The organism is Limnochorda pilosa, from assembly GCF_001544015.1.
Taxonomy (GTDB): Bacteria; Bacillota; Limnochordia; order Limnochordales; family Limnochordaceae; genus Limnochorda; species Limnochorda pilosa.
On sequence record NZ_AP014924.1, the window covers coordinates 523,800 to 549,388 of the forward strand.

Sequence of the window (25,589 nt, forward strand, 5' to 3'; positions counted from 1 at the left end):
AGAGTCACTGGCAGAACCGGAACCATCAGCGCAGCGAGGTCACCCATGACCCCTACGAGGGCAAGCCATCCATGGCTGGAGGCACTGCAATAGGCTATCTGCAAGGAGGGTAGGGGGGGGACTGATTATGGGACACAGCTCTTACCACAAGCTGCCCCGCGAACTCACCCACGAGGAAGAACAGATACTGCAGCGCCTCCTCACCGCAGTAGAGTTCCCAGGGCGCCCGACTCTCCTAGAACAAGCTGCACGGGCGCGTGTCTCTGGAGAGTGTACCTGCGGGTGCCGCAGCATTGAGCTGAGGGTACCGGACAGCGTCCGCAAAGCGGAGGTGAAGCGCCGCATTCCTGTCGAGGCTGAAGCGGAAGACCAGGACCATCGGACAATGCATTGCCTCTTACATGTCGTCGACGGGTGGATCGCCGAATTGGAGATCTACCGCGATGATTCGAAGGCCATCGGTAGACTGCCCGCACCCGAACGGTTGTGCGTGATGTCCTTGGACGAGGATGTGTAACCCACATGCGGCTTCTACTTCGGGAGGGACTTGGAAGGTGATGCAGGGACACGAACTTGTCGTTGTCTTCCCGCATGGGATATGAGGAAACGGTCAGATCCCTAGTGGCTTGATCCTGCCGGGAGGGAGCGTTCTATGCCCCCGGTGCCTCGACCGTCGCCCGAAGCGGGCGCGATCGGGCCGCTGCCCCCCACACACTAGGCTCGCCCGAGGCGACTCGCTCCCTGGCGTTTGCGACACCGGTGGGCGAGCGGGCGAGACGGTGCTATTCTATGCGAGGGGCTTGGGCCTCATCGCCTGACTTGGCTGGGTTCCTGCGAGGCCAACCCAGATCTCGTGCTTGTCGGACGTGGAGCTCCCGGGGGGCAACGTTCGTTGACGAGGGTCGAAACCGGAAGACGAGGTGAGCGTACGTGCAATTCGACGTAGCGGTCGTGGGAGGCGGCGCGGCTGGAGGCAGCGCCGCCATCTTCCTGGCCAAGGCAGAGCTCAAGACCCTGGTGCTCGACAACGACAAGGGGCAGACGCGCCGGGCCTGGATCGAAAACCACTACGGCCTTGCCGGCGGTGTCTCGGGCCCCGACCTCGTGGACGCAGGTCAAAGGCAGGCCCAAAGGCTGGGCGCGGAGTGGGAGATTGGCCAGGTGGTCGAGATCACCCGTGAAGACGGAGGCTTTGCCCTCAAGATCGAGGACGGCCGGCGCTTCGAGGCCAAGCAGGTCCTGCTCGCGACGGGCGCCGCGATGTCTTTGGCAGAGGCGCTCAACCTTGAGTTTACCGACGGCCGGGAGACCCGGTACCCGCGCGTGGTCAAGGTGGACCTGGACGGCCGCACGAGCGAGCCTGGCATCTGGGCGGCGGGTATCCTTGCCGGCGCCAGCGCCCATACGATCATCACGGCCGGGCACGGTGCACAGGTAGCCGTGGGACTCATCAGCGAGACGCAAGGAAAGAGACACGTCCAGCACGACGCCCTCAAGTAGACGATAGGGAAGTTCATCGTCGAGCTGCCAGAGGACCTGCATCCTCGTAGGCCTTTGGGCGTCCGCACCTGGCACAACAGTTGGAACGCGCGGTGGCGCGAGTTCTTGAGGGCGAATCCCCGGTTGTGTGTTTGCACTGTACAATGGCAGCCCGGTTCGGGGGCAGATGACGGGCCAAGCGGTGTTTCATAGCCGCCGCCCGGGAGTCTAAAGGAAGACCCTACGCGGGTCTACCCCCTCACCCCCGACCCCGCCTCCCGCTCCACCCCAGCCCGAAGCTGCATGCGGAGCCGGGCCTGCATCCGGAGGGAGACGAAGACCCCCACCGCCGCCAGGAGGAGGAGCGCCGCGGAGATCGGGCGGTAGAGGAAGACGAGCGGATCGCCGGCCGAGGTCAGGAGCGCCTGGCGGAAGTTCTCCTCGACCATCGGCCCCAGCACCAGGGCCAGGACTACGGGCGCCACGGGGAAGTCGAGCTTCCGCATGGCATACCCGATCAGGCCGGCCCCGGCCATCACCCAGACGTCCGTCATGCTGTTGTTCACCGAGTAGGAGCCGATGAAGGCCATGGAGAGGATGAAGGCGCTCAGGATCGGAGCCGGGACGCGCAGCACCTGGGTGAGCCATGGGGCGCCGACGATGGCCAGGGAGGCGCCGGCGATCAGAGCGAGGTAGAGGCTGGCGAAGAGCGCCCAGACCAGCTCCGTCTGCTGGGTGAAGAGCAACGGTCCCGGACGGATCCCCAGGATCATCAGCGCCCCCACGAGCACGGCGGTGGTTTCGGAGCCCGGGATGCCCAGGGTGAGGAGCGGGATGAGCGCGGTGCTGGCCGCCCCGTTGTCCGCGGCGGACGGCCCGGCAACTCCGGGCAGCGCCCCCTTGCCGAAGAGCTGTGGCTTTCGGGAGAGCGTCTTCTCCACCGCGTACGACAGGAACGAGGCCACGGTGGCGCCGGCACCGGGAAGGGCCCCCACCAGCGACCCGATGAGCGCGCCGCGCACGAGCGGGGTCCGCGTCTCGCGCAGGTCCTCACGGCTGGGCAGCGACCCGGACAGCCGCCCCTCGACCCGAGCCAACGGCCGGCGCTTCTCCACGTTGACGAGGACCTGGGAGACGGCGAAGAGCCCGACCAAGACCGGGATGAACTCGATGCCGTCCAGCAGGGCGGCGCTCCCGAAGGTGTAGCGGGAGACCCCGGAGACCGGATCGATCCCGACCGTGCCCGCCAGGAGGCCGAGCAAGCCGGCGATGAGGCCCTTGATGGGGGAATCGGCGGCGAGGGCGCTGATCAGGGTGAGCCCGAAGAACATGAGGGCGAAGTACTCCGCAGGCCCGAAGGCCAGCGCGACCGCGGCGATCGCCGGGCCGAGCGCCGTAAGGAAGACCAGCCCCAGGGTTCCGCCCATCCACGAGCCGAACGCCATCAGGCCGAGGGCCCGGGCGCCGCGGCCCTGGCGCGCCAGCTCGTGGCCGTCGAGGGCAAGCACCGCGGACGTGGAGGTTCCTGGGACGCCGAAGAGGATGGACGTGATGCCTCCTCCGATCATGGCGGAGAAGTAGATCCCGATGAGGAAGGAGAGCGCGTCCAGCGGTCCCATGCCATAGATGACCGGCAGGAGGACCGCGACCCCCATGGAGGCGTTCACCCCGGGCAGGATCCCCACGAGCAATCCCATGAGCTGGCCTGCGAGGAGCCAGCCGACATGGCCCGGCGAGAGAATCGTCGCGAAGCCGCCGATCAGGTTCTGCACCATTTCCATCGAGGACACCTCGCCAGAACTACCATCCCAGCGGCCCGCGGGGGAGCGGGACGCCCAGCCACAGGTGGAAGAGGCCATAGAGCACCGCCGTGACGAGCATCCCGGCCGTGGCCGAGAGGCCGGGGCGGGTCCTCAGGAGGCCGCCCACCGCGACGATGAAGAGGAACGTGGAGAGGATGTAACCCAACACGCCGAGGAGCAGGAGATAGGCGAGGAAGGCAGCCGCCACTGGCAGGACCCCTTCTCTGAGCTCGCCTGGTGAAAAGGGCGCCTTCCCGCCGGCCCCCGCGTCGTCGGTCCCCGCCGGCCGCCGCTCCCCGAAGCTCTTCCAGACCAGCAGGCCGCTCAGCGCGAACAGGGCGCCGCTCACCAGCAGGGGGTACGCGGAGGGGCCTATGGCTCCTGGAGCGAGAAAGAGAGGCTTCCTCAAGTGCATCGCGTTCCAGGCCCAGAAGAGGGCCAGGGCGATCAAGACCGTGCCGCTGATCCGTTCCGCCAGGCGCATGCTGAACCCCCCCGCACCTGCTGGTTCCCCGGTCGTTCGGTCCCATCGGTCTGCCTGCTGGCCGTCCCGCCTACGGACCGGCCAGCCAACCAGCCAGCCTAGCTATTGGCCAGCCTGCCTACTGACTTGCCAGCTCCTTCAGGATGGCCCCGAAGGTCTCCACCTGGTCTGCGATCAGCTTCTCGAAGTCCTCGCCGGTGATCTCAGCGGGCTCAATCACGTTCTGCTTCAGGTACTCCTGGAAGCGCGGGGTGCGCACCACCTGCGTGGAAGCCTGGATCAGGTAATCCACGACATCGGCGGGGGTCCCCTTCTTCACCACGATGCCGCGGAACTTGGGGACGACCACGTCATACCCGAGCTCGCGCATCGTGGGGACATTCGGGAACCCACCGAGCCGTCGCTCCGTGGCCGAGGCCAGCACCCGCATGTTGCCCGCCTCGATCTGGGAAAGGACCTCGTTGATCTCGGTGACCGTCGCCTCCACGTGGCCGCCCAGGACCGAAGCCATCTGCTGGCCGCCGCCGCTGAAGGGGACGTACTGGAAACGGACGCCGGCTGCCCGCTCGAGAAGGATGCCGGTGATGTGGTCGTCGGACCCCACGCCGAAGGTCGCGATACGGACGCTCTGGGGCTTGGCACGGGCCGCTTCCACCAGGTCCGCCAGGGTCTGGAACGGGCTGGAGGAAGCGACGGCGACCACCTTCGCGTCGATTCCGAAGGCGATGATGGGGGTGAAGTCGCTCGCGTCGTACCGTACGTCCGGCTGCGTCAGGGGCGTGAAGACGAGGTTGTTCGTCACGCCCAGCAGGGCGTACCCGTCCGCCGGGCGCCCAGCGAGGTACGCCATACCCGTCGCGCCTGCACCGCCTGGGCGGTTGGTGACGTAGATGGGCACAGGGAAGATCCCCTTGGCCGCTTCGGCGAAGGTGCGGACCATCAGGTCGCTGCCGCCCCCGGGGCTGGCCCAGGCGACCAGCTCGATCTCATGGTCAGGGTACGCGGCTGAAACCCCGGCGGCCGAGAGCATCGAGACGATCAGCAGGGAGAGGAAGGCGATCGTGACGTGTCGCGTCCATGTACGAAAACCCATGCGAAGACGACCTCCTTTTCGAATCTGTCTCAACCAGCCCCTGTCGGCAACTAATCGGACGGAACGAGCGTAAGCGATGATTGAGATAATGAGACGCCTGCATCCCCCCTTCCCCAAGTCCAGCGGTGTCCTCCCACCCCGCTCCGGACCGCTGGAGGGTCCAAGCCGGACCCGACGTCGCTCGGGCCTACGACCGGGATTTGCGCATCCCGCCTGCTGCCGCTTGCGGGGCCCCATAGGCCCCCGAGGCCAGGGCCCGGTGCGCGGCGTCGCGCGCGCGACGGATGTGAAGCCTCATGGCCGCCTCTGCCAGGTCCGGGTCGCCCTGCTTCAACGTGTCGAGCAGGAGCCGGTGTTCTTCCACGGTGCGGTCCGGCCGCCCCTCGAGGCTCAGGGACTGCCGCCTGTAGAACTCGATCCGGTCGCGCAGCTGGGTCACGAGCCGGGCGAGGTGGCTCATCCCGCTCAGCCCGATGATCCGGTCGTGGTACTCGCTGTTGAGCCTCCGGATCTCCTCGACTTGACCGGTCGCAGCCGTGACCTCCATGCGACGCAGGAATCCGTGGAGCTCCTCGAGGGCGGTCGGACCGACCCGCTTCGCCGCCTCTCGCGCGGCGAGCCCTTCCAGCGCCTCTCGCAGCGCGTAGATCTCGTCGATCTCTTCCATGGAGAGTGCAGCAACGACGATGCCACGGCGGGGGTAGTGCTCGGCCAGCCCGTCGTGGTGGAGGCGCCGGAGCGCCTCCCGAACGGGAGTCCGACTGACGTGCTTCTGCTCCGCGATGCTCCGCTCCACCAGCCGGTCTCCTGGTTTCAGCACACCGCGCTGGATCTCCCGCTTCAGCTCCGCGTAGATACGGTTGGTGAGAGCATCGTCCACCGCCATGGATTTCACCGCCCTCCGATGCCAGGGGAGCAAGCGAACGGGATGGTTCGCTCGCACCCGCGCCTGTGCCTGCCCGTCCGTCCGCCCGTCTAGCCCTGCACGGACAGCTCTGCCTCCTGAACGGAACGGACGGCCTCCCAGTCGATCTCCACACCGATGCCGGGTCGCTCAGGGGGAAGGAGGGTGCCGTCCTCCCGGAGGCTGATCTCCTCCACGTTGGTGACGTAGGTCCCGGTGTGCACCCTGCCTGGGTTCTCGACGTCACGCGAGAGGACGGGGAACTCGATCAGGGTGCAGGCCCGCTGGGCCGCCGCCACGTGCAGGCTCGCGGCGAAGTTGACGATGGGCCCCATGGTGTGCGGCACCAGCCGCTTCCCGAAGGCCTCCACCAGGACGCCCACCCGCTGGGCCGCGGTCACCCCGCCCACGTAGTCGAGGGAGGGCTGGTAGACGTCGAGGGCGTTCGCCTTCAGCAGCTCGACGGCGGGGTAGTGGGTGTTGAAGGTCTGGTACCCGGCGATGGGGACGCTGAGCCGCCGGTTCAGCTCCGCCATGCCCTGGAGGTCCATGTGCTCGATCGGCTCCTCGAACCAGGCCACGCCGTGCTCGCTCGCCGTCTCCGCGACGGCGAAGGCGTCCGAGAAGGAGTACGTGGTGTTGGCGTCGATGGCGAGCCCGAAGCCCTTCGGCAGGCGGGGCACCAGCTCCCGGACGACCTTCCTGTCGTGGTCGACGCCGCGCCCGACGGGGATCTTCATCAGCTGGAACCCGTGCTCGGCCAGCCAGTGCGCGCCCTCGACCGCCTCTTCGATCGACTGGCCGAGCGGGTAGGTGGCGTACGCGCGGACCGGGGTGGTCTTGCCTCCCAGGAGCTGGTAGATGGGCCTGCCGGCCACCTTTCCCTTGATGTCCCACATCGCCTCGTCGAGGGCACTCAGGGCGCCGTAGGCGCCGGACCGTTTCACGTGGACGTAGAGCTCCTGCCACCGCTGGCTGACGTCGAGCGGATCCTTGCCCACCACGTGACGACCCATGGCGCGCACGCTTTCGGCTAGGAAGCGGTTATCCTCCAGGGATCGGTAGAAGGACTCTCCGACGCCCGTGACGCCCACGTCCGTCTCCACCTCCACGAGCACGGCGCTGATCTCCAGGGAACGGAGGCCTGCCTGGTCGGGTAGGAGGGCGGGCTTCACGACGCTGCGGAGCAGGTGGGCGGCCACACGTGTGATCTTCACTGCAAGGGCACCTCCGTCGGTGCGGCGCGGGACGATCCGCCCGGCGCGCCTTGGTCCCGGGGCTTCGTGGAACCCTCGCCCCGTGGTCGAGCAAGGACGTGAGAAACGGGAAAGGCCTGACGCTTCGAATGGTATACCAAATCGACCCAGCCCTCAACCTATCTGTGGCGCTGGACGGGTGAGCCTGCAGGAGAAAACCGGAGGAAAAGCTCTATGGACAGGAGTAGAACCCAGGGGGAGAAAGATCGACCGACTCTGTTAGTATTGTCCTGTTGTCGCGTATGGAATACCATATTCGTGTCTGGACCCGACCCCGCGGCCAGTCATGCGACCGGTCGTGCCTGCAGCACGAGATGCGACCGATCGTGTCCGAGGGTCCCCATGGCAGCTCGGTGCGGCGAAGACCTCCACGGGGAGGTGCCGCTGGTGGACGAGGGGCGACGTACGGGCCGGCGGGGCAACGTCAGGAGGGTCGAAGGAGCGGGATGCCATTGCTGACTCGTGCCACCGGTCCCGGCGGCGGTGGGAGGACCTCACTCAGCGAAATCCTGGCGGACTTCGTGGCAAGGACGCGCTTCGACGATCTCCCCGGCGCGGTGGTCCACGAAGTGCGTCGGAGCTTCCTCAACTGGCTGGGGGTGACCCTGGGGGCGGCCCGGGAGGAGGCGGTCCGCATCGCGGCCCGGGTGCTGGCGCAGGCCGATCCCGCGCCGCAGGCGACCGTCGTCGGGCACCGGCGAAGGTTGGACTGCGCGGCGGCAGCCCTCGTGAACGGCCTGGCGGCACACCTCTACGACTTCGACGACACCCACGCTCGAAGCATCCTCCATCCGAGCGCCCCGATCTTCCCTACGTGCCTGGCTCTCTCCGAGCACCTCGACCTGCCGGGCGAAGCCTTCATCACCGCCTACGTGGTGGGGTCCGAGGTGGCGGATCGGATCGCGGCGGCGGTCACTCCGTGGCACAACGAGGCAGGATGGCACGTGACGGGGACGGTGGGCACCTTCGGCGCCGCCGCCGCCGCGAGCAAGTTGCTCGGGCTCTCCACGGCCCAGGCGGTTCACGCTCTGGGACTGGCGGCGACCCAGGCGGCCGGGTTGCGGGAGATGTTCGGCAGCATGGCCAAGCCGCTCCACCCAGGCAAGGCGGCCTGGAACGGGCTTCTCGCGGCGAGCCTCGCTCGGGAAGGGTTTACGAGCTCCCTCCAGGGGCTGGAGGGCCGGCGAGGCTTCCTGGCCGTGATGACCCCCGGCTCGAATCCGGACGCGCTGACCCACGATCTGGGCCGCGACTTCGAGATGGTCAAGAACCGGTACAAACCCTATGCGTGTGGCGTCGTCACCCACGCGGCCATCGATGCGGCGATCGAGGCCCGGCGGCGGGGCATCGAGGCTGCTCAGGTCGAACGGGTGGAAGCGTTCGTCCACCCGCTCGTGCAGGAACTCACGGGGAAAGCGGAGCCGCAGACAGGGCTGGAGGGGAAGTTCAGCGTCTCCCACTGCATCGCCGTAGGGCTGATCGACGGGCGCGCCGGGCCGGGGGCGTTCACCGACGCACGCGTTCGCTCGCACGACGCGGCCGAGCTCAGGAGGAAGGTCCAGTTGGTGGTGGACCCGGACATGGGTGAAGAGGCAGCCCGCCTGGTGGTGCGCACGGTGGACGGCCGGCAGGAGACGATCACCGTCGACTTGGCGACCGGCAGCCTGGAGCGGCCGATGAGCGACCGGGCCCTCGAGGAGAAGTTCCGGATGCTGGTCGAAGCGTCTGTCGGGCGCGAGCGCACCCAGGCTCTGATCGACGCCGTCTGGTCCCTCGGGGCCGGCGCGAGCATGCGGGATCTGGCGCGCTCGATTCCCGTCGTGGAGGAGCCCTGACGGGGAAGGGGCACGCAGGACGTGGAGGGGTGTTCGGCTGGACCTGGGGCTGCGCGGCAGCAGGGCGTTGGTGGCGGGCGGGAGCTACGGCATCGGCCGCGCCGTGGCCCGGTCCTTGCTGGAAGAGGGGGCTCGGGTGGCGCTCCTGGCCAGGAACGGGGAGGCTCTCCGCGCCGCGGCCGACCAGCTTCGCAGGGAGGTGCCGGGAGCGGAGCTGCCGCTCATCGAGGCGGACGCGACGAAGCCCGAGGCGGTCACCCGCGCGATGGGCCACCTGGAGCACGAGTGGGGCGGCGTCGACATCCTGGTCAACGCCGTGGGCCGAAGTCATCGGGGGCGCCTCGATGAGCTGACGCCCCCGGAATGGGCAGCGAACTGGGAGGTGAACGTCCTTTCCAGCGCCCTCCTCGCCCGGGCGGCAAGGGTGCCCATGGCCCGCCAGGGCCACGGTAAGATGGTTTTCCTGGGAGCCGCGTCAGGCAAGCAGCCGACGGAGGGGCAACTCGCCTCCAACGTCCACAAGGCGGGGCTCCTGGCCTTCGTGAAGACGCTGGCCACCGAGCTGGCGCCGGAGGGAATCCGGGTCAACGCGGTCTGCCCAGGCCGGGTGATGACGCCGCTCCGGATGGAGAAGGCGCGAGAGGAGTCGGCGGAGGCAGGGATCACCGTGGAGGAGTACTTCGACCGCCTCCGCGCGACGATCCCGCTCGGCAGACTGGCCCGGCCTGAGGAGGTGGCGGCGGTGGTCACCTTCCTCTGCTCCGAACAGGCGAGCTACGTCACCGGCCAGGCGATCAGCGTCGACGGGGGGCTGGTGCGGTCGATCCTGTAAAAGCGATCCAGCGAGCTCTGAGATCGTATCCTGGATCGCCCGCCTCTCCCTACCGACTACCTCACCTTCTCGATCCAGCTCCCCCGATCCATGAACGGAGCGCTAGCCTCGGTCCGGCGGGCTAGACCTTGCCCCCGGCGTCGATCCACCGGAAGGAATCGGCTCGATCGGTAGGGAATAGACTACATAGGATCAATGATATATCAATGGGTCGATAGGTACAAAGCGCCAGGAACGAAGCCTGTGGCGGGCCTGGGAAAGAGCGACGGGGAGGAAGCGTGATGGAAGAGATCCGGCGGGATGCGCCAGTACCGCTGTATTACCAGCTCTACGACATCCTCCTGCGACGCATCACCGACGGAACCTATGCGCCGGGCGACCAGATCCCCACGGAGCTCGAACTGAGCCGACGCTACCAGGTGAGCCGGGTGACGGTAAAGCAGGCGATCCAACGGCTCGCGACGGAGGGGCACCTCTACCGGGTCCAGGGGAAGGGCACCTTCGTGGCCAAGCCCCGCATCCCGCGCTGGCTGAAGCAGGTGCAGAGCTTCATCGAGGAGATGTCCGCGAAAGGCATGGTCGTGGAAACCGTCGCCCTGGATGTGGGGCTCCACCCGTGCGACAGGCAGGTCGCAGAGGCGCTGAAGCTCGAGGTGGGAGAGCCCGTCAACCGCATCAAGCGGCTTCGGAAGGTGGACGGCGATCCCGTGGCCCTGCAAACCAGCTATGTGCCCGATCGGCTCTGCCCCGGACTTGCGCAACTGCCGGAGATCCGATCGGGCTCGCTCTATGCGGCGATGGAGCGTAACTATGGGCGCCGGCCCGTCCATGCCTACGAGACATACGAAGTGAAGGTGGCCACGGACCCCGAACGTGTTAAGCTGCTCGACATCGAACCGGGCGCACCGTACTTGGCAGTGACCCGGATCTCACACCTGGAGAACGGCACTCCCGTGGAGTGGGCGACCTCTTCCCTCCGGGGCGACCGCTACAAGCTCGAAGTCGAGCTGGGCGCCGAACTGTCGTGACCCAGGCGTCCACGATGACAGCCGGCCGATCGGAAACGGATCGCGTCAGCCGTCCCTGGGGGGGCGATCGCGTGGTGCTCCGATCTGCCGGAGCCGGGGGGAGTTCCTCTGGACCGCACCGCCGAAGGACCCGTCCTTCCCCTCGCCATGAGGCTCGACCGGCACCCGGAGTTGATGCCTGTCGATGAGCCCAACAGCGTTCCGACAAGAAGGAGGTGAGAGCCTATCTATAGAAGTATGCGTTGACATATCAACAGGCCCACTCCGTGCTTGGGCGGACGGGGCTGCACATAAACGACGGGGGGTTGGAGACGACATGGCGACGCAGAGCGGGCAGGCTCACCATGACTATGAGTTGCAGGCAGTGCCGACAGGTCAGCGCGTGCGATGGTACGCGACCCTTGCGGTCGTGCTGGCATGGGTGATCAACCCTGCGCCCGCCCTGACCGGCGGCATGATCGGCGCCGGACTCTCAGGATCGGCCGCCCTGCTGGCGATCGCGCTCGGATCCTTGGTAGTGGCGCTCTACTCCGTGCCCATTGGCATCGCCGGATGTCAGACGGGGCTCTCTACCGCGCTGCTCTCGCGCAGGGTCTTCGGTCAAAGGGGGAGCGACATCGTTGCCTTCTTCATGGGAGCGGCCAACGTCATCTTCTACGGCGTCGTGGTCGGTATCTTCGTCGCCACCCTGGAGGCGGTGCTCGGTGCGTCACCGGGCTCCATGATGGTCTGGGGTGGTGTCCTCTTCGCCATAGCGATGGCCTCCAGCGCCTTCTTCGGCTACCGGGGCCTGCAGATCCTGAGCAACGTGACCGTTCCGTTCTTCCTCCTGGTCCTCATCATCTCCGTCACCAGGGCCGTCGGCGATGCGGGAGGCTGGGCGAAGACCCTCGCGGTCCAGCCGACCAGCCCGATCGCCTTCGGCAGCGCAGTGACGGCCGCCATCGGCATCTTCGTGGTGGGCGCGACGCTGATCGCGGATGTCACCCGCTATGCCCGGGATAACGCCAGCTCTCTGATTGCCAGCCTCGTGGGCTTTGGCGCAGGTCTCACCTTCTTCGTGGGCCTGGGTGCCATCGGCGCCAAGGCCGCTGGGTCAGGGGACCTGATCCAGCTCATGGTCTCCCAGGGATGGCTGTGGATCGGAGCCCTCGTTCTGCTGCTGTCCTCGTGGACGTCGGGCGACAACAACATCTACTCGGCGGGGCTCGCGCTGGCCAAGATCTTCAACCGTCCCAAGCGCACCTTCACCATCGTCACGGTCATCGTCGGGGCGGTGGTGGCAGCGACGGGCGCCTACCAGAACCTGCTCGCCTACCTTGGCTTCATTGCCCTGACCATTCCGCCGGTGGGTAGCATCATCGCCATCGACTACTTCATCGTACGGAGAGAGGCAGAGGCAGAGGAACAGGAGTACAACACCGGAGCGCTCGTCGCGTGGGCCCTGGCCATGCTGATCGACTACGTCGCCGCCTTCCGTATGGGCATCGGCGCGTCGGGTCTGAACGGACTGATTGCAGGCGGCGCGCTTTACTACGCTTGGCACGCTCTCTTCGGGCGTCGCTAGCCATTGGAGGCGAGGCCGAGTGAATACGGATCCGATCACGTTCGCACTCATCGAGAGCGCCCTGAAGGGTATCGTCGATGAGATGAACGTCACCCTCTTCCGGTCCGCGTACTCCCCAGTCATAACCGAGGGAAGGGACATCGGCGGCGCGGTCTTCAACCGGAGAGGGGAGTTGCTTGCCCAGGGAAGCTCGGACTTGGCCGTCTTCGTCGGTATGCTGGAGTACTTCACCCGAGCCGTGACCACGGAATTCGGCGACACCCTGCAGCCAGGAGACGTCTTCATCAACAACGACCCGTTCGCGGCGGGCACCCACTTCAACGACGTGGGGGTCCTGAAGCCCGTCTTCTTCGGCGGGGAGCTGGCCGGATTCGTCGCCATCGTCGGGCACTGGCCCGACGTTGGCGGCGCCGAGCCGGGGAGCTTCGCATCGGACGCGCGGGACTACCACAAGGAAGGCCTGCGCATCCCGCCTGCCCGTCTCTACCGGGGCAACGAGCTGAACAAGGGCCTCTACGACGTGATCTTCGCCAACGTGCGCATCCCGGAGGAGAGGGAAGGCGACGTACGGGCGCAGGTGGGTGCGGTCAACGTGGGCGAGCGCCGTCTCAAGGAGCTGTTCGACCGCTACGGCACCGGCATCGTCTTCGAAGTCATGGACGAGATGATCGCCCACTCGGAGAAGCTGATGCGGGCCGCCATCCGGACCGTCCCGGCCGGCAGCTACGAGTGGACCGACACCATCGACAACGGGCACAGGGTCCACCTCAGACTGACGGTCGCGGAAGAGTCCCTGAGCCTGGACTTTCATGGCAGCGACCCGCAGTCCGACACGTCAGCCAACAGCACGGCGAGCGCCACGGCGTCCGCCGTCTATGTGACGCTCAAGTCGCTCTTCCCCGAGATCCCCATGAACCATGGCTGCTTCATCCCGATCGAACTGATCATGCCCGAGGGCACCGTCGTCAACGCCAGGCCGCCCGCCGCCATCTCCATGATGGCCGCCACCGTCTACGAGCGGGTGATCGGCGTCGTCCTCGGCGCGCTGAGCCAGGCGATCCCCGACCGGATCGCCGCCTGCCCCTACGGGCTCATCAACCTGACCATAGGGGGTACCGACCCCCGCAACGGGCGGGAGTACGTCGCCTACCTCTTTTCGGAGGGCGGCTTCGGTGCAAGCTCGTGGGAGGACGGGAGCAGCGGGCTCGTCTCCCTTTACGGGGGTGGGGCGCGCATTACACCGGTGGAGGTCTTCGAACGGCGGTACCCGATGCGCTTCCTGGAGTGGACGTTCCGGCAGGACTCGGAGGGCGCCGGCCGCTTCCGAGGTGGCTTTGGAGCCCGCAAGACCTTCACCATCACCCGGGGCTCGGCGCGGGTGACGGCTCTGGGCGACCGGGAGTCCCACCCGCCCTTCGGGGTGCAGGGAGGCGAGAGCGCCGCCCCCCAGGGGCTCCATCTGGTCCGGAGCAACGGGGACGAGGAGAACCTGACGCTCAAGGCGGTCGGCCGGGTGGTCGGCGAGGGGGAGAGGGTGATCATCCTGGGCAGCGGCGGGGGTGGCTACGGGGATCCCCTCGATCGGGACCCTGAGCTGGTGCTGGCTGACGTCCGGGACGAGCTTCTCAGCGTTGATCGGGCCCGGAAGGTATACGGGGTGGTCGTCGCGCTCGAGGGCGGTCAGTATGCCCTCGACCGTGGGGCGACCGAGCGCCTGCGGGCCGAACGAAGGGAGGATCGGCCATGAGGCTGGTCGGGGTCGACGTGGGCGGAACCTTCACGGACATCTGCGCCATCGATGAGGAGGCGCGACGGCTCCACGTGTACAAGGTGCCTAGCACGCCGGACGATCCGTCGCGGGGTGCCGTCAGCGGGATCGAGCGGACCCGCTTCCCCATGAACGAGGTGGACCGCATCCACCACGGCACGACCGTTGCGACGAACGCGGTCATCCAGCGGACCGGGGCGCGGGTGGGTCTCCTGACGACCCACGGGTTCCGGGACGTGCTCCAGATCCGGCGCACGACCCGAGGCGAGCTCTACAACCTTCACTGGCATCCCCCGGCCGAGCTGGTGCCGCGCCGGCGCCGCGTCGAGATCGACGAGCGGATGAGCGCGGATGGCGAGGTGATCACACCCCTCCGGCCGGAGGAGGTAGTGGAGAAGACCCGAGGGCTCGTGGAACAGGGAGTCGAGGCGCTGGCCATCGCCTTCCTCAACGCCTACGCCAACCCTGCGCACGAGCAACAGGCCGCTGAAATCGTCCAGAAGCACTTTCCGGGTCTCTTTGTCGTCACGTCCGCCGAGATCATCCCGGAGTGGCGAGAGTTCGAGAGGACCAGCACCGCCGTCGTCGCCGCCTACGTGGGTCCGTTGCTCGAGCACTACCTTGAGAAGTTCGACAGCCGCCTGGCGGCTGCAGGCTACCGGCGCGACCTCCTGATCATGCTCTCGAACGGAGGTGTCGCCACGCGGAGGGACCTGAGGAAGCGAGCGGCGCACACCCTCATGTCCGGACCGGCCGCCGGGGTGGTGGCGGCGAAGCGGATCGGAGACGAGCTGAGCGAGCCGAACGTGGTCAGCATCGACATCGGCGGAACCTCGACGGATATCGCCGTGGTCGCCGACGGGGAGCCACGGCTCGCAAGCGAGCAGGAGATCGAGTTCGGGACCGTAGTCCACCTGCCGGTCATCGACGTCCAGAGCATCGGCGCCGGCGGTGGGACCATCGCCTGGGTGGACCAGGGCGGCGCCCTGCGCCTCGGGCCGGGGAGCGCCGGGTCCGAGCCCGGCCCCGCCTGCTATGGACGGGGCGGCACCGAACCGACCATCACCGACGCCTGCGTGGAGATGGGCATCCTCAGCAAGGAGGGCCTCCTTGGGGGCGAGATGCCGCTCGTTCCTGAGCGGGCGACCGAGAGCCTGCAGCGCCTCGGATCGTCGCTCGGGCTCACGCCGCTCGAGACGGCGATAGGGGTGGTTCGCGTCGCGGTCCAGTCGATCGCCCTCGCTGTGCGGCGGATGACCCTCGAGCGCGGCGACGACCCGCGCGGGTTCAGCCTCTTCTGCGCCGGGGGCGCAGGTCCCATGCTGGGGGCCTTGGTGGCAGAGGAGCTAGGGATCACGCGGCTCATCGTCCCCAGATTCCCGGGTGCCTGCTCTGCCTACGGCCTGCTCCAGAGCGACGTCCGCCGCGACTACGCGCAGACCTTCGCTCGGCCTCTCGCACCGAAGTCATGGGACGATGCGCGGCGTCGTCTTACTGAGATGGAGGAGTTGGGCCGCCAGGACCTTGATCGGGACGGCATTCTCCGCGAGAGCCAGCGGTACGAGTACCGCTGCGCGATGCGCTACTACGCCCAGACCCACGAGTTGGAGGTCGAGCTCGCGTCCGACGCCACCGTCGACCAGGTACGGGAGCTCTTCCGCCAAGCCCATGAGCGAGAGTTCGGCTTCGTGGCCGGGCCGGAGGAGCCGGTCGAAGTCGTCAACCTGCGCGTCACCGCCGTGGGACAGGTAGCCCGGCCACAACTGGGGGGGCTCCCGCGGGCAGAGGAGGAAGGACGCAGGGCTATCCGCAGCACGACTCGGAAGGTTCACTTCACCAGCGAGCGCGCCGAGGAGGCCACGGTCCAGTGGAGGGACGACCTGGCTCAGGGGGATCGCGTGCGCGGTCCTGCCATCGTGGAGCAGTACGATTCGACGACCCTCATCCCTCCCGATTGGACCGTGGAGGTCCAGGCAACGGGGGACCTCCTGGTGGTGCGAGGCGGGGGCTGAAGCCGCGAGGTGACGGAGCGAAGCGCCGCGAAGGACCGCAGACCTCTGGACGGGCCGGCGGCGAGGAAGCACAACTCGAAACGAAGACGGAGGTCGAAGAACATGTCCGCATCCGCCTACCTGAGTGCCATCAGCTCGTTGCTCTCCAAGATCGAGGAATCCGAGCTGCCGAAGATCCAGGCGGCCGCGCGAGCCTGTGCCGATTCCATCGAAAAGGGCGGCTGGGTCTACTCGTTCGGGAGTGGCCATTCCGTCATTCCGGTGATGGACGTCTTCCCGCGCTACGGTAGCTTTGTTGGGTTCATGCCCATCACCGACCCGCGGCTCATGTGGACCTCCGTCCTCGGACCAGGCGGGGCCCCCGGCATCCTCTGGCTGGAGAGGCAAGAGGGGTACGTGGCGACGCTCTTGAGCGGCTACGTCCTCCGGCCAGAGGACACGCTCATCGTCTACTCGCACGGTGGGCTGAACGCTGCCCCGGTGGAGGCCGCCGCCTACGCACGGCGCTCGGGCACCACGGTGATCGCCGTCACTTCGGGAGACAACCACGTCCGAGCCTCCGCTACCCATTCCTCTGGGAAGAAGCTCGGTGACCTGGCCGACGTCCTGATCGACAACTGCGTCCCGCTGGAGGACGCGCTCGTGAGCGTGGACGGCGTCGTCGCCCCCGTGGGTGCAGGCTCGACCGTTGCCGTGACCGCCATCACCAGCGCCTTGGTGGCGGAGGTGGCGGCTGAGCTGGCGCGGAGGGGACGTCCGCCGGTTCCCTTCGCCTCACCGAACATCCACGGGATTCCGCCGAGCCACAACGAGGGCGTCTTCGAGGCGTTCCGCCTGCGGGTGGCCGGGAGCGCCGCACGGGGTGCGAAGGACTGACAGGCACGCGGAACGGGTTCCAAGGGAGGCGACGGCGGTGCACCTCTACGACCAGATCGCGGCCTATCGTGCGGAGCCCGACCGACCGCGTCTCGTCGTCGGACTCATGTCTGGTACCTCCGGCGACGGGATCGGCGCGGCCCTGGTTGAGACCTCCGGCGTGCGGGAGGAGCGGAGGGCGACGGTGGTCGCGCACGGCGAGTACCCCTTCCCCCCGGAGCTCCGCAACGTGCTCTTCTCCTTATACCCGCCGAACTGCTTCGACGGGGAAAGGCTCCTGCGCGCCCATCTCGCCCTTGGGAGCGCGCTGGCCCAGGCGGCAGAGCACGTCCTTGAGACGGCTGGCGCTTCCTCGAACCAGCTCTTCGTCGTCGGCCTCCACGGGCCGACCCTCTACCACTTGCTTCCCGGGGCCGACGGAAATGAGGCCGGATTCCTCGACGTTGGCGAAGCCGCTGTCGTTGCCGAGCAGCTGGGTGTTCCGGTCGTCTCAGACCTGCGCGTCGCCGATTGCGCCGCTGGCGGCAGTGGGGCCCCGTTGAGCGCCTTCGTCGACTACGTCCTCTTCCGGGACGAGGTGACCGGCCGTGCCGTTCAAAACGTCGGAGGCATAGCCAATGTCACGCCGCTGTACCCGAAGAGCCGTCTCGACTCGCTCGTCGCCTACGATACGGGCCCGGGTAACATGGTGATCGACGCTGTGGTGGAGCGCATCACCGCAGGACAGGAGAGCTTCGATCGCGACGGCCGGCGCGCCGCCGCGGGACATGTCCACTCCGCTCTCCTGACGCAGCTTCTCGATCACCCCTACTTCCGCAGGGTACCGCCCAAGACGACGGGGCGAGAGGAGTTCGGAACGGGTTTCGTCGACAGGGTCTTTGAACTCGCGGGGAGACACGGTGTCGAAGGGAACGATCTGGTGGCCACGGTGACTGCCCTCACCGCCTCCTCCATCGCCCAGAGCTACAGGGAGCACCTTCTGCCCCGGGGGAGGATCGATGAGATTGTCCTGTACGGGGGTGGTGCCAGAAACCGTACCCTGGTGCGCATGCTCGAGGAGTACCTGCCCGGGCTACGGATCCGCATGCACTCGGAGTTCGGTGTGTCCATCGAGGCCAGGGAGGCGCTCACCTGGGCGGTCCTCGCCGACGAGAGCCTCCTCGGGTACCCGGCCAACGTCCCCTCGGTGAGCGGCGCTCGCCATCCGGTGGTGCTGGGGAAGCTCTCGGTGGGACCAGCCTTCGAGCGGGGGGAGCACTCGTGAAGCGTTTGGTCGTCATCGGGGCGCATGCCTTCGACGCGGAGGCGATGGCGGGTGGGCTTGCTGCCCGCTGGGTGCGCGAGGGCGGCAAGGTGGAGCTCTTGCATCTGACACGAGGCGAGCGGGGCGACCCCACCAGGGAGCAGGAGGAGTACGGGAAGCAGATCGAGGAAGAGCTCGCCGCCTCGGCGCGTTACTTGGGCGCCACCGGCCGGTGGATGGGTTTCAGTAGTGGAAGCCTGGAGGCGGGCAGCGTCATCGAGGCACTCGTAGCATACCTGGACCGCTTCCGGCCCGCACTGGTGGTGACCCACTGGCGCGGAAGCTGGCACCCGCGCCACCGGCAAGCGCACGAACTGGTCCGGGAGGCGATCGGCCGGTACCAGCGACGAGCGGGGCAAGTCCCAGTGCTCTGGTACGGTGAGAACTTCGAGGACCTTGACGGCTTCCGTCCAGATGTCTACGTGGGCTTGAACGAGTTGGACGTGGAGCTCTGGCGGGCTGGCCGGGAAGCGTATTCCCTATACCGCGGCCGCCAGGGCCGGGGCCCGGGGGGCGCCCCGGCGGTCTTGCCGTACGCTTCATACTACGAGGCTGCACCCTTGGTACGAGGCCTCGAATGTGGAGTCCCCCTGGCGCAGGCCTTCATGCAAGAGCCGGTGCGTTACGATCTCGACTCCCCTCTTACTGGGTCGAAGTCCCTTTCCAAGGTGTAGGCGGGAGGAAGGCTACCGGTTTATGGTCACGGCCTGACTCTGGGTATCGAGGCACCCCCACCCCCCGTAAGCCTCCATTAGCTTCTCACGGCCTGCTCGATCGCTCCCCGCCCATGCCTCATACCAGCGGGCACGTGCTCTCCCGTGCCCCGCTCCAGCCCCACCGCAGGACTCCGCCCACTCGCTGGGGAATGAAGGGCCAACCCATGAGTCCTAGGCACGGCTTGCCCTTTCGTGCACGGTTCAGGGTGCCGGGTCTGCGTGTTCGGCATCACCTACAGGTGCTCGGTTATGAAAGACCGTGGCCACGAGCTCACGGCAGGCAGTCCGCGGCGGGCGGGTGCACACCGTCAAGCACGCCGTCCCCGGGGCCTGGTACGTCATGGGCGTGATGCTCGCAGCGGGGCTCAGCCTCCGATGGGCTTCAATGTACCTCCACCCGCCGCTCCACCTCTCCCAGCAGTCGGCTGAGGAGGAGGATCATGGCCACGTAGAGGAGGGCCACCTCGCCCCAGACCTCGAAGGAGCGGAAGTTGGTGGCGATGATGAGCTGCCCGCGGCGGGTCAGCTCCTCCACGGCGATCACGGAAAGGAGCGACGTGTCCTTCAGGGTGATGATGAACTGGTTGCCCAGGGGCGGCACCATGCGGCGGATGGCCTGGGGGAGGATCACGTGGCGCATGGTGAGCCAGGGCGTCATCCCCAGGGAGACGGAGGCCTCCCACTGGCCCCGGTGGATCGACTCGATGCCCGCCCGTACGATCTCGCCGATGTAGGCGCCGGCGTTGAGGCTGGTGGCCACCACCGCCGCCGCGAAGGGATCGATGCGGCGCCCCAGCACCACCGGCAGACCGAAGTAGATGAAGAAGACCAGCACCAGCAGGGGCGTGCCCCGGATCAGCTGGACGTAGGCCAGCGCAAGCCATGCCACGGGGCCCCGGCGCTGCAGGCGGGCCAGCCCCACCATCACCCCGAGGACGAAGCCGAGCAGGATCGCGAACGCCGTGATCTCCACGGTCACAAGGGCGCCCTGCAGCAATACGGGAAAGGCGTTGACCATCACCTGCCAGCTCACGGGAAACCTCCTCCTCGTCCGGAACCAACGGTGGGGCATGCCTGGAGCGCTGGCGCGCGGGGCGCCCCGCGCCGTGGGCGCGGAGCGTACCGACCTGAGGCGCGGCCGGGAGCGCGGCCGCCGCCGCGCCCCCGCACCCGCTCGGGCGGTTCAGGACCCTACTGGCCCGTTCCGAACCACTTCTGGTAGAGGCGGTCGTAGGTGCCGTTCTCCCGCAGCCGGGCCAGCGCCTCGTTGATGCGGGGGATCAGCGGGCTCCCCTTGGGCGCGGCGATGCCGTACTGCTCGCCGGTGAGCAGGTCGCCCACGGTCTTCACCCGGCCCCGCCCCTCGGTCTGGATGTAGTAGAGGGTGGAGGGCAGGTCGTTGATGACGGCGTCCACGCCGCCGTTGACCAACTCCTGGTAGGTGTCGGCGTTGTTGTCGAACTGCTTCACGTTGGCCTCGCCCACCAGCTCCACGGCGGTCCTGGCCCCGGTGGTGCCGATCTTGGCCGCCACCCGCCGGCCCTTGAGGTCCTCGGGACCCTGGATCGAGGCGTCGCCTGCCCTCACGGCGATGATCTGGCCGGCGTCGTAGTAGGGGTCGCTGAAGTCCACCACCTGGGCCCGCTCCTCGGTGATGGTGATGCCGGCGATGGCCAGGTCCAGCGAGCGGGCCTGGAGCCCTGGGATGATGCCCTGGAAGTTCATCGGCATGAGCTGGACCTCGAAGCCCGCCTCCTGGGCGATGGCGTGGATCAGGTCGATGTCGAAGCCGACGTAGGTGCCGTCCTGGAAGAACTCGAAGGGAACGAAGGCCGTGTCCGTACCCACCACGACCTTCTCCTGGGCCAGGGCGCCGGGCAGGGCCAGCGCCGCGACGAGGATGCCTGCCAGTGCCAGGAGCGCGACACGCACGCGCACGTTTGAGACCCCCCAAGGAGGAAGATTGGGACGAGCCGTTCCCATTGTCCGTTTTCTGCTGCGACGAGGGAGTTTCCTGTCTTCGCGCGCCGGGGGAGGGGTTGTGGCCTGTGAAGATCCCTGAGACGTTTCCAACTCAAGAGACTCGCAGGCGCCGCATGGAGGCGTGCCCAGGCAGGCTACCCAAGGCGTGAGGGTACTATTTCGCTAGACGCTGGCACGGCTCGCCACGACGACGAGACGCCGGGCGCGGTGGTCGTAGGGCGAACCGTCCAGGCCTCCGTAGACGTCGACCGACGCGAAGCCTGCCAGCAGAAGCAGGGCGCGCAGTTCAACCGCACTGTAGAGCCTGAGGCCGAGCCGGTACTCATGAACGGTGCCTGCCCGGCGATGGCTACGGCGGACCTGCCTGGAGCAGGCGCGCCCTTGGGTTCTAGAGCTTACACTGCATCGTCGTTCTCGTCCTCGCCCATGACACTGACCGACTCAACCTCCATTCTGGACGGCTGGCCGTGTGGCGAAGAGAAGATGAGCCAACCAGTAACGGCCACAGGCTTATTCAGAAGCTGCTCGGCATCCGCTTCAGGAAGCTCTGGCGGTAGGTCACACGGTAGCTCACGAAGCCCTGCCGCGGAGGCGGAGATCCGGCGAAGGATCATCTTCTTTCGGTCCAGGTCTACCTCTCGGACGATCCCTCGTTCCTCTGCGTATTGCTGGCTCTCGGAAAGCCGAGTCACGGTCTCGTCGACTCGTTCGTGCGTCGCCGCCGTGACGCAGATCGGCTGGGGTTCCTGCAGCTCATCTTGAAGAACTTTTCCTGAGAACTCTACGCTCCTGTAAGGCGAGCGCGCAGTTGGAGTGAGCTGCTTGGCATAGCGCAGAAGCTCAAGCAGGCGCCGCGTCTGGAACCGATCCTCCAACTGCTTCAACAGATCAGGAGAATCGACTGCACGGAATACTTGCACCAGCAGCCTGAGCCCAGCCAGCGCTCGATCACGACGTCTTAGCACTTCTGCTTCGTCGGAGAAAAGCTCCCCTTGAACCACTTGCTCCGCCACGTCGAGGGATGTGGGTGCCTTGAGGCCAATGCGGGCACTCCCTGGAAGCACCGCTACGATCTCGAAATCGGCGATGGCTCGAATGTCAGATCGGAATCTACCGCCCCGATACGACGAGTTCTCCAGGATGCTGACTGCGTGCTGGTTTGCTACCACCAGGCGGTTCAGGTACTTCGCAACGACGGAAGAGTGAAGTCTTGCATCTTCCTCCACTCCGCGTAGCGTTATCCAGGCATCGGACGGAGGGGTTAGGTTCCACTCATTGATAAGAAACCGCCAGACGTCCTCCGCCAGCTTGTCGGCGACGTAGCGAGCAGACGGTTCATACAGCCTGAGCAACTCGGGCTCCGAGCGAAAGAGATCACGCACGCGCTCCAGCTCGGCCCGGGCGCGATCGAGGTCGTCCAAGCGGCTGGCAAGCTCCTCTTTCAGCGGCAACCTCATACCCTCCTTTCGGGCATTGTCACCCTCCGTATGCCCTTTTTCGGCGGCACTTGCTTCTGCTGCCCTGGATCGCTCGGTGCAGGCGGGCGAGTTTGCTGAAGCCAAGCAGACCAGAAACTGAGCTGTTGTTCATCATGAGCCACCAGGAAATGGGCTCCGAAGAGGATTCGGATGGCCCCCTGGTTATCCGGGTTCATGAAAGCCTGGATTGCTTGCTTGTCGACATCCGACAGGCTGGAAAGGGCACGCCTGGCTGTTTCCGGGCGTATGAGACACGCGAAGTCAACGTCCCCCGGGGTCACTCTTTCCGGTAACGAAGCTACCGTCCAGGAGAATGACTTCCGGAAAGAGCTTGATCTGCTCCAACCTATGAAGCAACCCGGTAAAGGAACGCCAGATCTCCTCGCGCCTCGACGAGCCGACCGCGAAACGTTCCCGAGCCTCCTCGAGCGTGCACGGGTGCTCGCCTTCTGGAAGATGGTAGCCGTCTACGAAGGGCGGTACAGGCATCGTAGTTCCTCTCGGCATGCGGTCGCCGGAATCCTGGGTGCCCATGGTGATCCAAGGCATCTTACACGAACCATCGCATTCATTGTACCACGAATCGCGGCGATTTCCTGGTCACAGGGGTACGCCACTTCCGGCGTCGACGAGGCGTCAGACGCCTGAAACCCCTGCCGGGACGCTTCCCACAACGGAGCGCTGGTCATTCCGATCTCGCCCGGGTCCCGCCCGAGGGCGCCGAGCCGCGTGGGCCGAACGGGCTTCGACCTCCGCAGGACTCCACCCTCCCGCCGCGGAATGAGAGGCCAGCCCATGGGCCCGACAGACTGCTCTGCAGCGTCCCCAGAGGGCCGCCGGCCCAGCCGAGGGGCCCGCCTCCTCCTCGTCACCGCGGTGGTGCTGGCCTGCACGCGGGCGTTGGCTGCCACGGCCCAGGGCTTCACCCTCCACGGCGAGGTCTCCTACGGGGTCACGTGGTCATTGGATCCGCCCAAGCAGCCGCAGACCGAGTACCGCCTCACCCTGTTGGGAGCGGGCCCCCTGGCCGACTGGGTCTGGGCGTCGGTGCAGCTCGACACGGACGCGCCGGATCTGGTGCCCTTCGCCGTCGCGGTTGCCACCTGGGGCGGCGCCGAGCTGGTGACCGGGGACTTCGACGTCCAGCTACCGGGCGCCGAGATGGTCTCCCTTCGACGCCAGCTCCGGGGCGCCAGACTGGTGCTGGAGCCTGGGGAAACGCCCTATTCCGAGCGAGGTCTCAAGGGAGGCGAGAGCAGCCTCGTGGAGGCTGGTTCCGCCTCCATGGATGGATCTAGCCCCGCCGAGTCGGGCCCGGAGCGGCCTGGGTCACCTGCGGCGCCTTCCCCCGTCCGCCCCTCGCTCATGGTGTGGAGCTCCACCGTGCGCAGCCTGGCGTGGCAGGAGCGCTTCGAGGTGGTCGACCCGGCTGAGGCCGACGCCGACGACGACCTGCACACGGTGGGCCCCACGGACCGGCTCGTGCTCGAGCTCTCGCCGGTGCTGGAGGGCTCCGAGACCGTCCGCAAGAACAGCCGGCTGCTGGAGGCCCCACTCGACTACCAGCTCGATGCGGCCTCGGGCGTTCTCTACTTCGACCCGCCCCTCGAGGAGGGCGACGTGGTGGACGTGAGCTACCAGGTCGCCCCCTTGAGCCCCGAGCCGCTGGAGGGCGCCCGGATCGGGGTGGACCTTCCCGGTCTCTCCTTCGACCTGTACGGGCTCGACGGGCTGGGCTACGCGGATCGGGAGTCGCCGGGGGCGCTCGTTCCCCCGCTCTTCGGCTTCGTGACCCGGCTCGAGCCCGGCCCCCTCCGCCTCCGACTGGAGCGCTGGGTGGCCGACGACCCCGGCCGCCTCACATTGGCGCTGCCCCCGCGGCTCCCTGAACTGGACGACTCCAACGATCTCGAGGCCGGCCCGTTGGACAGCAACCCCGTCGGGTCCGGGGTCGAGAGCGAGTCCGGCATCTGCACCGGCTGGACAGGCCCCCCCGAGGCCTGGGCGTGGGAGCTGGGCTTCGATGCGGGCGGCTTCGAGGCAAGCCGGGGCTACCGGCTGCGCACGCCGGGATTCCCGCTCTTGGACGACCCTGAGGCCGAAGCGAACTGGGCGGAGGAGACAACGGGAGTCACCTGGCGGCTGGGGTCCGACGTGACCCTCTCCTGGCGGAGCACCACCGCCTGGCCGTGCTGGAGCGACCCGGCGCGACGAAAGGTAGAGCGGCTGCTGCGCCGTCAGGCGAGCTACCGGCCAGGGCCGGGCCAGGCCATCACCTTCTACACCCTGGACCAGGCCAACGAGGACGAGCTTTTCGGGGGCGGCACCTTCCGCCGGGCGGTGGGTCTGGATCTGGTCGCGCCGGTGGCCGGCCTCTCGGCCCGGGCGCGGGTGGAGGGCGCGACGGTGCTGGATACGGACCTGAATCAGGAGACGAAGGTGCGCCACGTGGAGGCGAGCCTAGCCCGGCCGCTGGGGGCCGTGGCGGGAAGCGTGCGGCTCCAGTGGGAGGGCGAGGAGGGCCGACCCCCGGGGGCGACGGCCCAAACACCGCCGCGGTTCGAGGAAACGTGGGAGGCCGACGCCCGTCCCACCTGGCAGGTGACGCCGGCGCTGCAGCTCCGGGGTCGGTGGGCCGAGGGGCTGGACAAGGGCGTGCGGCGCACGGAACAGGCCGTGGGCGGCACGTGGCAGGCGCCCGAGGGTCCCTGGCGCCTCTCGGCCGACGTGAACCAGCGGGAGACCTCCGGCACGGTCGCCCAGGTGGAGAGGCGCTTGATCGCGGCGGCGGGCTACGAAGGGGGCGAATTCCGTACCGAGGTGGCCGGAGAGCTGCCACTGAACGGCGGATCCCTTCCTGTTTTCCGCCTCTCGGCCGCGAGCGGCCGCAGCAGCCGGCACCGGGTCGAGGGCCGGGCCCGCTGGCGGGGCGACGGTGCCGGCCAGCTCTCGGTGCAGTACGCCTACCAGCCCGAGGGCCCCTCCGCGCCCCGCTTCCGGGGTGGGGCAACCGTTGTCCCCCGGTTCTTTCAAGTTCAGCAGGAACGCGCCCATGTCGATCTGGAATACTTTGTTACCTCCGCCTGGAGCCTCGCAGCGGCGTGGGACGCGACGAGCGGCGCCTCGCCCGGCAGCAGCCTGGACCTCCAGGTGCGGTACCGGTTCTGAGTCCG

Annotated in this window: 21 protein-coding genes; 12 read left to right on the forward strand and 9 right to left on the reverse strand. The window is 67.5% G+C overall.

The window, feature by feature from the left end; translation table 11 throughout:
• Positions 1-127 precede the first annotated feature (127 nt).
• Together LIP_RS20300 and LIP_RS02355 are read left to right on the forward strand one after the other, a co-directional pair.
• The gene (locus LIP_RS20300) at positions 128-517 is read left to right on the forward strand and encodes a DUF6984 family protein (RefSeq protein ID WP_068133836.1); all 390 of its coding nucleotides are present in this window, start codon (positions 128-130) and stop codon (positions 515-517) included.
• Positions 518-930: 413 nt separating this feature from the next.
• A complete protein-coding gene (locus tag LIP_RS02355) occupies positions 931-1,500 on the forward strand; it encodes an FAD-dependent oxidoreductase (RefSeq protein ID WP_068133838.1) in 570 nt (189 codons plus the stop codon).
• Between the two features lie 230 nt (positions 1,501-1,730).
• On the opposite strand, the gene LIP_RS02360 is transcribed toward LIP_RS02355, so the two are convergent.
• The 5 genes from LIP_RS02360 to LIP_RS02380 form a co-directional block, all read right to left on the reverse strand.
• Positions 1,731-3,260 (reverse strand): tripartite tricarboxylate transporter permease, encoded by a 1,530-nt coding sequence (locus tag LIP_RS02360; RefSeq protein WP_068133840.1) that lies wholly within the window; start codon positions 3,258-3,260, stop codon positions 1,731-1,733.
• 19 nt (positions 3,261-3,279) lie between these two features.
• Positions 3,280-3,765: a tripartite tricarboxylate transporter TctB family protein gene (locus tag LIP_RS02365; RefSeq protein WP_068133843.1), complete on the reverse strand. Its 486-nt coding sequence runs from the start codon at positions 3,763-3,765 to the stop codon at positions 3,280-3,282.
• A 118-nt stretch (positions 3,766-3,883) separates the two neighbouring features.
• Positions 3,884-4,858: a Bug family tripartite tricarboxylate transporter substrate binding protein gene (locus tag LIP_RS02370; protein ID WP_068133846.1), complete on the reverse strand. Its 975-nt coding sequence runs from the start codon at positions 4,856-4,858 to the stop codon at positions 3,884-3,886.
• Positions 4,859-5,045: 187 nt separating this feature from the next.
• Complete coding sequence (locus LIP_RS02375; protein WP_068133850.1) at positions 5,046-5,744, reverse strand: GntR family transcriptional regulator; 699 nt, start codon at positions 5,742-5,744, stop codon at positions 5,046-5,048.
• A gap of 89 nt (positions 5,745-5,833) precedes the next feature.
• Positions 5,834-6,979 carry a mandelate racemase/muconate lactonizing enzyme family protein gene (locus LIP_RS02380; RefSeq protein ID WP_082725757.1) on the reverse strand — a complete coding sequence of 382 codons (1,146 nt, stop codon included), beginning with the start codon at positions 6,977-6,979 and terminating at the stop codon, positions 5,834-5,836.
• Positions 6,980-7,464: 485 nt separating this feature from the next.
• Between LIP_RS02380 and LIP_RS02385 the strand changes: the two genes are divergently transcribed.
• The 9 genes from LIP_RS02385 (at position 7,465) to LIP_RS02425 (ending at position 18,913) form a co-directional block, all read left to right on the forward strand.
• Positions 7,465-8,853 carry an MmgE/PrpD family protein gene (locus LIP_RS02385; RefSeq protein ID WP_158509532.1) on the forward strand — a complete coding sequence of 463 codons (1,389 nt, stop codon included), beginning with the start codon at positions 7,465-7,467 and terminating at the stop codon, positions 8,851-8,853.
• Positions 8,854-8,923: 70 nt separating this feature from the next.
• Positions 8,924-9,685: an SDR family NAD(P)-dependent oxidoreductase gene (locus LIP_RS02390; RefSeq protein ID WP_158509533.1), complete on the forward strand. Its 762-nt coding sequence runs from the start codon at positions 8,924-8,926 to the stop codon at positions 9,683-9,685.
• A gap of 281 nt (positions 9,686-9,966) precedes the next feature.
• Entirely contained in the window at positions 9,967-10,713 is a 747-nt protein-coding gene (locus LIP_RS02395) for a GntR family transcriptional regulator (RefSeq protein WP_068133860.1), read from the forward strand.
• 382 nt (positions 10,714-11,095) lie between these two features.
• Positions 11,096-12,280 carry a cytosine permease gene (locus tag LIP_RS02400; RefSeq protein WP_068133862.1) on the forward strand — a complete coding sequence of 395 codons (1,185 nt, stop codon included), beginning with the start codon at positions 11,096-11,098 and terminating at the stop codon, positions 12,278-12,280.
• A gap of 19 nt (positions 12,281-12,299) precedes the next feature.
• On the forward strand, positions 12,300-14,027 hold the full coding sequence (locus LIP_RS02405) for a hydantoinase B/oxoprolinase family protein (RefSeq protein ID WP_068133865.1): 1,728 nt from the start codon (positions 12,300-12,302) through the stop codon (positions 14,025-14,027).
• Positions 14,024-16,060, forward strand: coding sequence for a hydantoinase/oxoprolinase family protein (locus LIP_RS02410; RefSeq protein ID WP_068133868.1), 2,037 nt, complete (start codon positions 14,024-14,026; stop codon positions 16,058-16,060). The genes LIP_RS02405 and LIP_RS02410 overlap by 4 nt, the downstream gene beginning before the upstream one ends.
• Before the next feature lie 102 nt (positions 16,061-16,162).
• Positions 16,163-16,936: a sugar isomerase domain-containing protein gene (locus LIP_RS02415; protein ID WP_068133871.1), complete on the forward strand. Its 774-nt coding sequence runs from the start codon at positions 16,163-16,165 to the stop codon at positions 16,934-16,936.
• A 37-nt stretch (positions 16,937-16,973) separates the two neighbouring features.
• Entirely contained in the window at positions 16,974-18,200 is a 1,227-nt protein-coding gene (locus tag LIP_RS02420; RefSeq protein ID WP_068133876.1) for an anhydro-N-acetylmuramic acid kinase, read from the forward strand.
• The gene (locus LIP_RS02425; RefSeq protein WP_068133879.1) at positions 18,197-18,913 is read left to right on the forward strand and encodes a PIG-L deacetylase family protein; all 717 of its coding nucleotides are present in this window, start codon (positions 18,197-18,199) and stop codon (positions 18,911-18,913) included. Before LIP_RS02420 ends, LIP_RS02425 begins: the two co-directional genes overlap by 4 nt.
• 424 nt (positions 18,914-19,337) lie before the next feature.
• On the opposite strand, the gene LIP_RS02430 is transcribed toward LIP_RS02425, so the two are convergent.
• From LIP_RS02430 to LIP_RS20305, 4 genes are all read right to left on the reverse strand, one after another.
• Complete coding sequence (locus LIP_RS02430; protein WP_407936393.1) at positions 19,338-19,973, reverse strand: amino acid ABC transporter permease; 636 nt, start codon at positions 19,971-19,973, stop codon at positions 19,338-19,340.
• Positions 19,974-20,146: 173 nt separating this feature from the next.
• A complete protein-coding gene (locus LIP_RS02435; protein WP_198409661.1) occupies positions 20,147-20,893 on the reverse strand; it encodes a transporter substrate-binding domain-containing protein in 747 nt (248 codons plus the stop codon).
• 440 nt (positions 20,894-21,333) lie between these two features.
• Positions 21,334-22,395, reverse strand: a complete 1,062-nt coding sequence (locus tag LIP_RS02440) for a hypothetical protein (protein ID WP_068133885.1) — start codon at positions 22,393-22,395, stop codon at positions 21,334-21,336.
• Between the two features lie 282 nt (positions 22,396-22,677).
• The gene (locus LIP_RS20305) at positions 22,678-22,965 is read right to left on the reverse strand and encodes a DUF6932 family protein (RefSeq protein ID WP_407936388.1); all 288 of its coding nucleotides are present in this window, start codon (positions 22,963-22,965) and stop codon (positions 22,678-22,680) included.
• Between the two features lie 246 nt (positions 22,966-23,211).
• Here LIP_RS20305 and LIP_RS02445 point away from each other — a divergent pair, with 246 nt between their 5' ends.
• Entirely contained in the window at positions 23,212-25,584 is a 2,373-nt protein-coding gene (locus LIP_RS02445; protein ID WP_068133888.1) for a hypothetical protein, read from the forward strand.
• Positions 25,585-25,589: the final 5 nt, after the last annotated feature.

Bases quoted from the DNA above. Each gene is read 5' to 3' on its own strand.
- LIP_RS20300 (WP_068133836.1), top strand. From the start codon at position 128: ATGGGACACAGCTCTTACCACAAGCTGCCCCGCGAACTCACCCACGAG.
- LIP_RS02360 (WP_068133840.1), bottom strand. From the start codon at position 3,260: ATGGAAATGGTGCAGAACCTGATCGGCGGCTTCGCGACGATTCTCTCG.
- LIP_RS02365 (WP_068133843.1), bottom strand. From the start codon at position 3,765: ATGCGCCTGGCGGAACGGATCAGCGGCACGGTCTTGATCGCCCTGGCC.
- LIP_RS02370 (WP_068133846.1), bottom strand. From the start codon at position 4,858: ATGGGTTTTCGTACATGGACGCGACACGTCACGATCGCCTTCCTCTCC.
- LIP_RS02375 (WP_068133850.1), bottom strand. From the start codon at position 5,744: ATGGCGGTGGACGATGCTCTCACCAACCGTATCTACGCGGAGCTGAAG.
- LIP_RS02385 (WP_158509532.1), top strand. From the start codon at position 7,465: ATGCCATTGCTGACTCGTGCCACCGGTCCCGGCGGCGGTGGGAGGACC.
- LIP_RS02395 (WP_068133860.1), top strand. From the start codon at position 9,967: ATGGAAGAGATCCGGCGGGATGCGCCAGTACCGCTGTATTACCAGCTC.
- LIP_RS02410 (WP_068133868.1), top strand. From the start codon at position 14,024: ATGAGGCTGGTCGGGGTCGACGTGGGCGGAACCTTCACGGACATCTGC.
- LIP_RS02415 (WP_068133871.1), top strand. From the start codon at position 16,163: ATGTCCGCATCCGCCTACCTGAGTGCCATCAGCTCGTTGCTCTCCAAG.
- LIP_RS02430 (WP_407936393.1), bottom strand. From the start codon at position 19,973: ATGGTCAACGCCTTTCCCGTATTGCTGCAGGGCGCCCTTGTGACCGTG.
- LIP_RS02440 (WP_068133885.1), bottom strand. From the start codon at position 22,395: ATGAGGTTGCCGCTGAAAGAGGAGCTTGCCAGCCGCTTGGACGACCTC.
- LIP_RS20305 (WP_407936388.1), bottom strand. From the start codon at position 22,965: ATGCCTTGGATCACCATGGGCACCCAGGATTCCGGCGACCGCATGCCG.
- LIP_RS02445 (WP_068133888.1), top strand. From the start codon at position 23,212: ATGGGCCCGACAGACTGCTCTGCAGCGTCCCCAGAGGGCCGCCGGCCC.